The sequence below is a fragment of the Vibrio sonorensis genome (assembly GCF_001854765.1).
In the GTDB taxonomy this organism is placed as follows: Bacteria; Pseudomonadota; Gammaproteobacteria; order Enterobacterales; family Vibrionaceae; genus Vibrio; species Vibrio sonorensis.
This window is the reverse complement of the sequence record NZ_LJJE01000022.1, coordinates 177,426-189,594: the sequence shown is the minus strand read 5'-3', so window position 1 is coordinate 189,594 and position 12,169 is coordinate 177,426. Positions and strand designations below refer to the sequence as shown.

The 12,169-nt window shown below is 46.4% G+C and carries 8 protein-coding genes and 1 pseudogene; 3 read left to right on the top strand and 6 right to left on the bottom strand.

Annotated features, from left to right (window positions below; all coding sequences use genetic code 11):
* Window positions 1–1,095: VCBS domain-containing protein (locus BLO31_RS04610; protein WP_217495099.1), on the bottom strand; the 1,095-nt coding region annotated here is incomplete at its 3' end.
* Between the two features lie 302 nt (window positions 1,096–1,397).
* Between BLO31_RS04610 and BLO31_RS04605 the strand changes: the two genes are divergently transcribed.
* Entirely contained in the window at window positions 1,398–2,711 is a 1,314-nt protein-coding gene (locus BLO31_RS04605; protein WP_070963095.1) for a TolC family outer membrane protein, read from the top strand.
* 2 nt (window positions 2,712–2,713) lie between these two features.
* Complete coding sequence (locus BLO31_RS04600; protein ID WP_070963094.1) at window positions 2,714–3,328, top strand: OmpA family protein; 615 nt, start codon at window positions 2,714–2,716, stop codon at window positions 3,326–3,328.
* Window positions 3,329–3,374: 46 nt separating this feature from the next.
* Here the strand turns inward: BLO31_RS04600 and nhaA are convergent.
* The 5 genes and pseudogenes from nhaA to BLO31_RS04575 form a co-directional block, all read right to left on the bottom strand.
* A pseudogene (gene nhaA, locus BLO31_RS04595) lies at window positions 3,375–4,525 on the bottom strand (Na+/H+ antiporter NhaA).
* 256 nt (window positions 4,526–4,781) lie between these two features.
* Window positions 4,782–5,906, bottom strand: coding sequence for a lipocalin-like domain-containing protein (locus BLO31_RS04590; protein ID WP_070963093.1), 1,125 nt, complete (start codon window positions 5,904–5,906; stop codon window positions 4,782–4,784).
* Window positions 5,907–8,360, bottom strand: a complete 2,454-nt coding sequence (locus tag BLO31_RS04585; RefSeq protein WP_070963092.1) for an ABC transporter permease — start codon at window positions 8,358–8,360, stop codon at window positions 5,907–5,909.
* Window positions 8,341–9,012, bottom strand: a complete 672-nt coding sequence (locus tag BLO31_RS04580; protein WP_070963091.1) for an ABC transporter ATP-binding protein — start codon at window positions 9,010–9,012, stop codon at window positions 8,341–8,343. The genes BLO31_RS04585 and BLO31_RS04580 overlap by 20 nt, the downstream gene beginning before the upstream one ends.
* A 124-nt stretch (window positions 9,013–9,136) precedes the next feature.
* The gene (locus tag BLO31_RS04575; RefSeq protein ID WP_070963090.1) at window positions 9,137–10,510 is read right to left on the bottom strand and encodes an MATE family efflux transporter; all 1,374 of its coding nucleotides are present in this window, start codon (window positions 10,508–10,510) and stop codon (window positions 9,137–9,139) included.
* Between the two features lie 225 nt (window positions 10,511–10,735).
* Here BLO31_RS04575 and BLO31_RS04570 point away from each other — a divergent pair, with 225 nt between their 5' ends.
* A complete protein-coding gene (locus BLO31_RS04570; RefSeq protein WP_070963089.1) occupies window positions 10,736–12,169 on the top strand; it encodes a DUF2867 domain-containing protein in 1,434 nt (477 codons plus the stop codon).

Genomic DNA, 12,169 nt, shown 5'->3' with positions numbered 1-12,169 from the left:
GACATCCAACTCGTTAAGATTAACCGTAACATCAACTGATTGCGGCGTACCCGCTCCATCCACTTCTGTCACCGTCACTACAATCGAGTGTGCATTCTCTAAGGTTTCAAAATCATTGGTAAAAGCCGCCGCGCCTTCCGCGGTGAGACTTATCTCTCCGGTAATCGGGTCTATTTGGTATAGATCGTTGTTGTCACCGTCTTGTAAATTAGTACTGATACTAAAAGCTAATACTTGGTTATCCGGATCGGTTGCAGATACTTGACCAACGGTTTCTCCAGCAGCAACTCCTTCAGAATAACTAAACGAGTAATCACTAGCTTCGTCGTCTAACTCAAACTGAGGAAGGTCATTAGTGCCGTTAATCGTCACGGTCACGCTGGAGACTGTGCCATCCGCTGCGGTAATCTCAAAAGTATCAACTAAAGAATCCCCGATGTTGAGCTCGTTAAACGCGCTATTTGCGGTATATGTCCAGTTGCCGTCTTCATCGATAGAGAAACTACCGTTGTCACCAGCGACATCAGTTTGAGGAATAAAGGTGGGATCGTCAGTATCAGTTGCCTCTACCGTTCCGTTGACTACAACGGGAACATCGGTCTCATCAACGGCAACATTATCATCACCGATAACAATCGCCTGCGTCGTAATAGTGTCTTCGACAATATCAAGTAAGGTTAGGCTTTGAGTTTCGGATAACCCCTGAGACTCAAGCCCGCTAGTATCGAAGCTAGTTTCTGCAATCGTTTCGTTACCCGTTCTCTCAATATCACCCGAGCCCGTTGGACTTGACCCCTGCTGTCCCCCTGCGGCAGTGGCAAAATCTTCATTCTGGGTAGGATCGACGCCGCCTTCAATCGCACCAATAATGGCTGCAATTTCATTGTCTAAGTCGAGAGGTGTTTGTCCGTCAGGCGTTACCAGCTCTGCTTGAACATCGACATCGGTAGCCGCAGTGGCTCCTTGTCCTATGGTTACTATCACTTCTCCCGGCCCTGGAATTTCTCCAGGAAGAAGCGCCCGAATCTGACCGTTAGTATCAATTACTATGGTCGTGTTCGCCAATAAGAATGGCGCCAAGGTTGCCATATTCATAGACCGTTTCCCCCACCGCATACGACAGAAACCAGTTTCTGCCAAACTCAGAAACCGGAACGCACACTTTTTGATCTACATTCAAAATAGCTCGATTTTTAATAACATTCCAATCAATAACAACAAAGTCCTATTCATAGGCAAAACAGTCATACTGAATACATCAAAGGTTTGTCCACAATCAGTTCTCATTTTCTTAAGGGGTCTACTAAGCTTCCAATAACAAGAAAAAGAGCTACAGCAGTGCGTGAAAAGTAGGGTGTGATTCATTGCGTGGCTCGTAACTCACTAAGGAGAGTCACGTGAACTGGAAAAAACCTATTGTGCTCAGTTGTGCCATTGCGGCAAGCTTTGGTAGTTCCGGTCAAACATTGGAGCAAGCCGTCGCCACAACTCTGGCAAACAACCCAGAAATGAAAAGTATATTCAACGAGTACGCTAGTGCACTCAAGCAACACGATGCCTCTGGCGGTGCTTACCTTCCCAGCCTAGATCTTGACGCTGGTATTGGATACGAGGGAATAAACCCAGCAGACTCAACCGGAAGACCAGATACCGATTTAACTCGTAAAGAAGCCACATTAACTCTTACGCAGTTAATCTGGGATGGATCAGCAACACTAAATGATATGGACAGAACAGCGGCGGACGCCGAGTCGATCCGTTATCAAATACTCGCTGATGCTTCCGACATGGCGTTGCGTGTCACTGACGTCTATTTAGAAGCAGTGAAAGCCACTGAGATACTTGCGTTATCGGAAAGTAACCTCGCCGTGCACAAAGAAATTTATCGAGATATAAAGAAAAGAGCTGAATCTGGTATTGGATCAACCGCTGACCTTTCACAAGTTGAAGCGCGTATAGCAAAAGCCCATGGTAATTTGCTCGCGGCACAAAACAATTTGGTTGATACCCATACCCAGTTTAGACGCTTGGTAGGACAATCTCCTCTTGGGTTGATTTACCCAAGAGCAGACGAAGAGATGTTACCACTATCGCTTGCCGATGCTTTAGATCAAGCGTTCGATAGCCACCCAGTAATTCGCATTGCTGCTACGGATGTCGATTCTGCTCGATACCAATACAAGCAATCCAAAGGCAACTACTACCCCACGTTCTCCATTGAGGCTAGCCAAACATGGAGAGATGATGCAGGTGGTGATCGGGGCAGCAGTGACGAAACCCTCGCCATGCTCAGAATGCGCTATAACTTGTTCAACGGTGGTACTGATAGTGCGCTGTCTGAACGTGCAGCTTACCAGTTAAACCGAGCCAAAGACTTACGAGATGACGCCTATCGCCAAGTTGAAGAGAGCTTAAGATTGTCATGGAGCGCTCTAGATCTCACGCTCCAACAAAAAAACTTTCTAGCCGACCACGTAGATTCTGCATCTGAAACGGTTATTGCGTACGAAAAGCAATATCGAATCGGTCAGCGAACCCTTCTTGATTTATTAAACACCGAAAACGAGCTTTTCGAAGCGCGTAAAGATTATCTGGATGCTCACTATTCAGAGCAGTACGCAAAGTATCGCGTGATGAATGCCACTGGTGTTCTTCTCGATGCGTTAAGAGTCGATGTTCCAGATGAATGGAACCAAGCAGTGGAGTACTAGTTATGCAAAAACTGACAGCAATTGCTTTTAGTATCCTTGCAGTCACCGTGATCTTTCCAGCATCAGCGGAAGATAACTACCCTTACAAGGATACCCCAGTGGCCGTGCAAATGGCTGACTTGCTCGACGATGACCGAGATGGCGTTATCAACGAGAGAGACTTATGTCCAGGAACCCCATTGGCAGCCGATGTAGACAACGACGGATGCGGTGAAACGGTACGTGAGGAAGACGAGCGTCAACTTCGCATTCTCTTTTCCCATGATTCTTCGGAAATCAATCCTATCTTTTCCAACCAGATTCAAACCATGGCGGATTTTCTTAAAACCTATCAAACCGCTTCCATAGAAATTCAAGGTTACGCTAGTTCCGTCGGTTCTCCAGAGTACAACCTCGAATTGTCCAAGCGCCGAGCTTATGCCGTCGAAGACAAACTTCTTTCTTACGACATTAGTGAGGATCGAGTGAGAGTCGTCGGCTATGGTGAAACACGCTTAGAAGCCGATGGGGATGATCCTGCATCACATGCGGTGAATAGAAAGGTGACAGCCACAGTAGTGGGTCTTAAAGAAGAAGTAGTCGAAGCTTGGACCATTTTTACTGTCAAAGAAAAATAGCAAGCTAATAGAAAGTAAAACGCCCCGATAATCGGGGCGTTTTTAATTATGCTTTCGCCTTTTTCGGCAGTGACATACTAAGCAGTGCATAACCGAGTATCGCCGCTGTGGTTGAACCCATTAAGATACCCAGTCTGGCATACGTGTCGAAGTCCGGGTTCCCTGGGCCAAATGCCAGTGAAGAAATGAATATCGACATAGTAAATCCGATACCACACAAGATAGACACGGCGAAGATTTGGCTAAATGTCACCCCTTCTGGCAACTTAGCCACGCCAAACTTAACAGCAGCCCAGCTAAACGTATAGATTCCCAGAGGTTTACCAACCAATAGACCCAGTGCAATACCAAGAGGCAACATTGAAGTTAGACCATCTAGAGAAACGCCTTCTAATGAAATACCTGCGTTAGCAAATGCAAAGATTGGCAGAATTGCGAACGCTACGTATGGGTGCAGAGCGTGTTCCATGTGTTTAAGCGGAGAGTGCTCACCCGGTTTACCTTTAAGTGGAATCGCGAAACCAATCACTACGCCGGCAAGGGTGGCATGGACGCCTGATTTGAGAACAGCAAACCACAATATTGCACCGACGATAATATACGGAAGTAGTTTGGTTACTTTTTTGGCATTCAACCAGAACAGTGCACCTGTCATTGCAAAGCCTACGCTAGCGCCAACGTCGACAGGTCGCCAGTGTAGAATAGTGCAATAATTACAACCACACCTAGGTCATCAATGATGGCCAAAGCGAGAAGGAATACTTTTAAGCTTACTGGCACACGTTTACCTAACAGCGCCATGATCCCCAACGCAAAAGCGATGTCTGTCGCTGCTGGGATTGCCCAACCTTTAATTGCTTCTGGATCTTGTGCGTTAAACGCCACGTATATCAGTGCTGGTGCTAGCATACCTCCGACCGCTGCGATAGCAGGGAAGATTGCTGTCTCTCTCGATTTAAGCGCGCCTTCTAGAAGCTCACGTTTAACCTCAAGACCAATCAAAAGGAAAAACACAGCCATTAAGCCATCGTTAATCCAGTGAGATACTGACATGCCCAAAACGTAAGAATGCAAAACACCCTGATACATTTCATTTAAAGGTGTGTTTGCAATAGTCATTGCGATTGCCGCAGCAATCACCAAAATAATGCCCCCTGCGGACTCCATCTTAAAGAAGTCGCGAATAATATCACTCATGATATCGCCCTTAGATTTATCTTATATTTATTATGTTAATAAACGATTAACAAAGAATATGCTTGAGTGTATATACAACCATAGTTAAGGAAAAATCGCTTCTTTAGAGGTTTAACTTCGATATTTCCGAAGATTACTGCCAAACAACACGGCATTTCCTTCGATCAGTATAGGCAATTTATAGGATAAAAAAATGGCCGAATTGCATTTATTAACAATTCGACCAACTTTAATACAAATAATACTGTCTGAAATATCAATAGCCTGTGAGCTGCATAAAGCCTCTTGCATTATGCGAGCCAGACACTTTGACTGGGCCTTCCCAATAGGGGGTTACGAACGGGAGCCACAAACTTGGATTATGTGCATCGACAACAACATCCACTCCGTGATCAGGGACCTCTATCCGCCAACTGGTCGGAATATTTTTATTAATCGCAAGCTGAGATAAATTAACTGGCGATATCTTTAACTGTTCAGGCCCCAGATGAGTCACTTTACCGTGATTGGTCGACAGCGTCCCAAACAGGTGAGGTAGTTGAGAGCGATGGCGATACTGACTCACTGACAGCGTGGTTTCATCGTCTAAGTGCAAGACAAACCAGTCCCAGCCTTGCTGGCCTTGAGCTAAGAGACCAGTCCCCCACTCCTTGCTCATCCATGCGTTGCCTTTGACTTCAACTCTCTTGTCTGGTCCCAAGTTAAGAAGGCCATTTACCCTAAGAAAAGGGGCCGTGAGGTTGTACGAAGCAACCGGCAATAAGTCGTGTTTGTTTACGTACCCGCGTTCCCCAGGGAGTACAAAAGGACCATTGGCAACAACGCGTAAATCAAGTGCGAACTCATCTGTTTTTGCCAGTAGTTGTCCGGGAAAAGGTGTCGTTCCCAAAGAGCGCCAATGCCAATTATCAATCCATACGCGGAAAGGCTGATTGGTCATTCCCGCTTGCCCTATTCCACCGCGAGATAAACGCTGCTCTTTCCACGACGTGTTGTGATCAGATATCACCACGTGAGACATATAGAGCTGAGAACTCAACCAGCCTGTGCGCTCTCTATCATCATTGGCAATGCGAAAGAAACTCCATTGCACCCCATATTGCTTACCATCATTGTCTTCAACGTTGGCAAAGAAGTGCCACCATTCGTGCTGAAACTCGTTGTGAAAACGAAAGTCTTGGGGAAGAATGACACTTTTGTTGGGGAGTACTGGTTCAAAAACTTCTTTCTCAGGCGGTAAAAAAAGAGAAGCGATATCACTGCCTTGTTCAGGCTCATCCATGACATCTTTCAGCGCAAGTACACCAACCACTAAGGAGGTTGCAATTAACGACAAAACGGCAAACAGCGTGTACTTTCTTCGGCCAGAATACTTTTTCATCTACAGTGATTCCCTTAACTGCTTCATCGGCGTATTGCGCACTAAGCGAAGTACAGGTATTGCACCTGCCACCATTAATGATCCCATTGCCAACGCGATGACCTGTATATACTCATGAGGAATAAACTGGAGCTCCAAGGTCCAACCAAAAGACTGTTTGATCACAATATCTACCACCAATTGGGCCAAGCTTAGCCCAAGTGGCATAGCGATAAGTATCGAAATGGCACCAAACACAAACAGCTGCATACTACCCATTAGAATCAATTCTTTACCCGACATACCCAAGCAACGCAGAAGGGAAATGTGCCGTTGCCTAGATACCTCTCCCGCTAGGGTGGCGAAGAAAATACCAAATACCGCTATGATCAGAGTAATGTTGCCCAGAGTATCAGCAATCGCAAAGGTTCTATCAAACACGTGCATGGCTTGCTGGTGGATATGGCTGTTATCAAATATTCGCTCTGAATTTAGCCTGAAAATTGATTCCAACCTTCGCTTCAGACCTTGAGAGTTGACCCCTTCATCAAGTACAACACCCAGTCCGACAGTTCCCGTTCCCGCGAAGCCATACAACCAGTTTCGATGTGACAGCATCACTTGGTGGTATGGGTTACCGTAGTCGTAGTATACGCCGACCACCTGCCATCCACCGCCGAGAGATTCTGATAGGTGCAGATAGTCACCCGGACGTATGTCGAGCTTTAACGCCATCGACTCACTTATCATCACCCCTCTGGAGTGGTGCAATTGATACCAATAGTTCGGGATACCCAGCTTGACCGTCATCGCCTCCAGTTCACCTTCCGAAGGCCCGGTGCTCACTACTTGGACAGCACCTCGATTGGTATTAACTTCTCGCTCCCAACGCCACCAGACATTGGTCACTTCCGGCTGCTTTATCAACCAGTTATTGATTCGAGGCGCAGCACTGTTGTTAGGGTAGATGTAGAGATCGGCGGCTAAGCGCTGCGTCAGCCACTTATCGGTTGTATCTCTAAAGCTGCCGATCATAGTCTCTACGCCAATGTTCGCCGCCATGGCCAACATAAACGCCATAGTCGCAACACCGCGATAGCTCATACTTGCCGCAGCATCAGCAAAGAACCAGCGCACTTTCACCCAGCGCAGAGTATAAGAGAAACTGGTAAACACGCGCCAAACGATAAACGGCGTGATAAGTGCAACACTCAGTAACATCAAACCGATAATCGCAAAACCTGTCTCTTGCGTTTTAGGGGCTTGGTAAATTGCAATCGCAGCTACACACAAGGCGCATGCGATTAGCGCTTGTATCGTAAATTCTCGCCCAGCAAAACGTACTAACGACAGTCGCGCTGCTAATCGATTAGGTTGAGAACGCAGTAAGCGAACGAGCGGCCAAGCACAAGAGAGCAGTGCTCCACAGATCGTCATCAAGAGACTGTATTTACTGGCTGCCCAACTCCAGTTGACCTGTACGCTGACATTGGCGTCATATAGATCGGCAAGACTTGCAGAAACGGCTGGAATCAATTGATTTGCCAACAACATACCAAACACGTTACCGCACAACCAGCTGACCATAATCAAAACAATTAGCTCTAAAGTTAGCGCCTGAGTAAGCTGCCAACCCGAAACCCCTGTCTGTCTCAACATCCCTACCAATGGCTGACGCTGAGTTAAAGACAATGACATAGCTTGGTAAAAGATAAAGAGCCCAACCAAAAAGGCTAACATTCCCATTGCGCTCAAGTTTAGGTGGAAAGCTTGCGTCAGAGATTCCAGCTCAGCACGCGAACTTCTGCTCATAACCATGCCATTTGGCAAACTGTCTTTCAGCTTGTTCAGTTTGTCAGAAGGCATTTCACCACAAGCGATAACCGATATCCCTGAGCTTCGCTTGAGCATTCTCAACAAAGAGATATCAGCAATAATTCGCGTGCCATTTAGCAGCTCTCGTCTATCGACGAGAATCGGTCCTAAACGGCTACCATCTTCTAACAAAATTGAGTCGTTGTTCTGCCAACCCATATGTTCAGCTAACTCTAAGCTTACAAGTATGGGATATGGCGGTCGCATCAAGTGCAGAGTGTCTAGATCTTTGAGTTCCGTTCCCGGCTCTAAGCGGAGCATAGCCACAGGATCGATACCCACTAAGGTCAGATCGGTTCCAGAGGCGGTATGAACGCGCATAGACTCAAAAGGCGCACACTGGTTAAAGCCTTCACGGCGCAACTGAATGTAAAATCCTTGTGGAATTTTCTGTGCGACGTGTTTGGTTCGAATTCGATATGGAAGAGGGTTGGAGAAAAGCTTTTCTCCGTGTTCATAACTCTGTTTGGCGTGGTGGTTAATAGCAGTGACCCCCACTAAAAGAGAGACACCAAGAGTTAAACCTAACCAAACAAGCAGGATTTGAAAGGGGTAACGTCTGTAATGGCCTAATAGTGCTTTAACTATGGGCCATAACATGGAGTTGTCCTCCTTGCAGACGAATGCGACCATCCATATGTTCTGCGACTTTCTCACTGTGTGTGACGAGTAAAAGCGTGCACTCTAACTGTCGAGTCAAAGTGGTCAACAGTCGCATAACCGCCTCTGCATTGCGCTCGTCTAAACTACCCGTTGGTTCATCGGCAAGAAGCAGCTTAGGCTCCATATAGAGAGCGCGAGCAATTGCAGCACGCTGTTGTTGTCCTCCCGAAACTTCTTCTGGGTAGCGGCCAAGTAGTGGCATTAAGTCTAACGCCGCAAGGATCTGACGCCATAAACCTTGATCTTCAGGAAGGCCTTTCAGTTGTCGACAAAAGCGAATGTTATCAGCGATGTTCAATGTTGGAAGAAGGTTAAACTGCTGAAAGATGAGTCCAATATTGTTGCGGCGGTACGAAGTTCGGTGAGTCTCTGCCGCTTCGTGCATAACAAAGTTAGGAAAAACAACCTCACCAGAGTCCACCGTATCGAGACCAGCGATCAGATTGAGCAGAGTACTTTTACCCGAACCACTTTCACCCATAAGGGCAACTTGCTCACCTTGCGTTAACGTCAACTCAGCCCCTTGTAAGACTGGGTGAAACTCACCACCATCTACATAGCCTTTGCAAAGGTCTGTAAGTTGTAACATTAAACATCTCGCAATCGATTAAAACGTGGGGTGAGAATCTACACTAATTCGCTCTCGGTAGGAAGCATTTTGGATACTGGATCACAGGATATGCATCTATTTGCTTCTTTTTGACGCGTAACTTCTAATTTTCAATCAAATTGCGAATCCATTTTTTGCCTTTCATCCTATACAGAGAACCCATCCATTTGATCACTTCCTCGGTGAGAAATAGCGCGTAGACCGCTTCTGGTGGCCAACCCAGAACTAAGGTCGCAAATGCGGCTAATGGTATCCCTATCATCCACTGTGCGACTAGGTCTTGATAGAGGCAGAACTTAACATCCCCCCCAGCTCTTAACACACCGACTATGGTCATCATAGGAATAGAGCGCAGAATCACACCGACGCAAAGAATAGCCATAAACTTCTCAGAAAGCAGTCTGGTCTCAGGGCTCAGTGCACTAAAGGCATCCAAAACCAAGTTCTGGGAAAAATACAAAACCACTGCGACTATTACACCGACAAATAAGTTTAAATAGCTGACTCCCCAAGCTTGGTAATACACCTCATCGTACTTTTTAGCACCGATTTGATTACCTACTAACACGGCAGCCGCATTGGACAACCCTATCATCATTGCCAATGCAATAGATTCAACAGGTGTCATCACTGACAGAGCAGCCAATCCCTGCACCCCTGATTGCCCCATAATTGCATGATAAGCAAACAGGCCACCAGCCCATGCGAGAAAGTTAAAAGTGGTCGGCATAGATAACTTCAAAAAACGAACAATTTTCTGCCAATCACAAACGGCGGCAATATCCGCGCGACCAAACGCGAGTAAGTGCTTTTTCAAGTACAAGTAGCCATATAAGCATCCAACCTCAATGGCTCCGCTGATCACGGTTGCCCAAGCAGCACCTACAATGCCCATTGGTGGAAGGCCAAGCTTGCCAAAAATAAACACGTAATTGAGGATGATGTTCGAGGCGATACCAATACCGCTAAAAAAAGTACTGATACCCGGCTTATGCATCGCCCGTAACCCGACAGCCATACTCGCCACACAAGCCACGGCAAACATAGAGACAGAGGTGATGACAAGATAGTTACTACCCAATTGATTGACTTGGGCAGAGTCTGTCGTCAATGCCATAACTTGCGATGGGAAGAAGATAAAAAGAGCGGCGGTAAAGCAGGCAAAAAACATCGAGATCACCCAAGTTAATGCGGTACTTTCCCTTACGCCTTTAGTCTCCCCCGCTCCCCAGTATTGAGCGGTGAGTATGGCTCCCCCAGTAGTGACCCCGACTAACATGATGGTAGTAACAAAAGTCGCTCGTGCTGCGACGCCAACGGCAGCAATTTCCGCTTCACCTAGCTGCCCCAACATCAAAACATCAACCAACCCTCGGCTTGAGAACATGATACTTTGCAAAGTGATTGGCAGGGCGATAGCAACGAGCTTTTTAAAAAAGTCACCACTGGTATGGGTTAAAACTTGTGCGGCTGACATCTGGGACCACCTAGGAGTAAGACATTGACATTGCGAGGGATTTTAATAGGCAAATTATACGCATGGTTACATAATCAACCAATAGAAATATTAGGCTAGTTTCCAAGTATTTACTTCCTAGTTTGCTTCAAGCCACTCCTTCAGGACTTCATCTCACTGACAACTAGGAAAAACAAAAATAAACCAGTATCTTAGTAAAACAAACAAGGTAAGTTGGAGACGGAGATGAAAAAAGTACTGGTACTGGGCGCATCGGGCTACGTGGGCTCTCAACTATTGCCTTGGTTGTTAGAAAAAGAGTGGCAAGTTACCGCTGCTGCTAGACAAATCGACTATCTCACTGCTCGCGTAAAATCGCACCCCAACTTAGACTTGGTCTATTTAGATCTTGCAGATGCTAGGGCGACGAAGGCGTTGATACAAGACTTCGACCTAGTTTTTTTTCTTGTTCATGGCATGGCACATGGGCACGATTTTCTTGATTACGAAATTTCTCTAGCCAACAATTTCAAACAAGCTCTTAAGCAAAGCGCTGTTAAACACGTGATTTATCTCAGTGCTATACAGCCTCAAACCGGACATTCGGAACATTTGAAAGCGCGAAGAATGACCGGAGATATTATTCGCCAAGCGGGTGTTCCTATTACTGAGCTTAGAGCAGGCGTGATTATAGGTCCCGGCTCTGCAGCATTTGAGATCATGCGTGACTTCGTTAACAATCTCCCACTGTTAATCACGCCAAAATGGGTCAAGTCAAAAGCCAATCCAATCGCGCTGAAAAACCTCAACCACTACTTACTAGCCATCAGTGGCGAATCCCCCACGACACATCGACTATTCGAAGTCGGTGGGCCTGATACCATCAGTTATGCTGAGCAATTTCAAATTATTGCGGACTGCAGTAACAAACCGATCAAACTGATCTCAACCAGACTTTTAACACCGGAAATGGCCTCCTATTGGCTCAGTCTTGTTACTTCCGTCCCTTCCTCTATCGGAAGTGCTCTGCTCGCTGGCTTAAAGCACGATTATGTTGCCAATACAGAAGAAATCGAACACCAATACCCACAATCATTGATCCCTTTCCAACAGATGGTGCAGGAAACACTGGACCAAGAAGGCGAGTTTGTTAAAAGCAAAGTCTGGGGCTTTGAGCCTGCCGCACTCAAGCGCTGGCAACCGGGTTTTGGTTATTATGCTAAACACACCGGAGCGTCTATTGATACGAGTTGTTCTTGCGAAGAACTTTGGAACACGGTAACCAAAATCGGCAGTAGAGAGCACGGCTATTTTTTTGCCAATATTTTGTGGCGAATTCGAGAGTGGTTAGATCTGTTTTTTGGTGGTGGCGTTCCTGTAAGGCGCTCTCCCCAAGGGGAGCAGCTTCAACTTGGTGACTATATTGACTCTTGGAAAGTGATTCGATGTGAAAAGCCCAAAGCGCTCTCGTTGCTTTTTGGTATGAAAGGACCTGGGCTAGGGAGACTAGAATTCAATATCGAAGACCACCAAACACATCGATCACTTCACATCACGGCGTGGTGGCATCCAAAAGGATTTCGAGGTCTTCTCTATTGGTTTGCGATGATGCCCGCCCACCTTTTTATTTTTAAAGGTATGGCGAGAGCACTGGTTAAAGAAACTCAACGATCTAGTTAA